Raw genomic sequence first — 390 nt, forward strand, 5'->3', positions numbered from 1 at the left:
GCCCTGGCCCGCTCCGGAGCCCCCGACAGGATAGCCTCGATCAGGCTCGCACGATGGCGACGGATCTTGGCTACCACTCCCGGACGGCGATTCAAAATCTCGTTATTTCGTAAAATGTTCTGTTCGAGCATGGGGCCCATGGCCCGCAGCAGGTGCAGCAGCACCACGTTGTGGGACGCCTCCGCCACCGCCAGATAGAACTGGGTGACGGCGGTCGACTCGACCACCAGCGACCCCTGCTGACCTGCCTCTTCGATGGCGGACTGCGCCAGGCGGATCCGCTCGAAGTCGGCCTCAGTCCCCCGCAGCGCGGCATAGTAGGCACAGATGCCTTCCAGCGCGTGACGAAACTCCAGCAGGTCATACTGGGCTTCCGGGTGGGTACTGAGC

Annotated in this window: 1 protein-coding gene; it reads right to left on the reverse strand. The window is 64.1% G+C overall.

Annotated elements, in window-relative coordinates; genetic code table 11:
- Positions 1-390 (reverse strand): FCD domain-containing protein (locus JWG43_RS19220; RefSeq protein ID WP_205244498.1); only part of this gene is annotated, 390 nt, incomplete at both ends.

The organism is Desulfobulbus alkaliphilus, assembly GCF_016918545.1.
Classification (GTDB): Bacteria; Desulfobacterota; Desulfobulbia; order Desulfobulbales; family Desulfobulbaceae; genus Desulfobulbus; species Desulfobulbus alkaliphilus.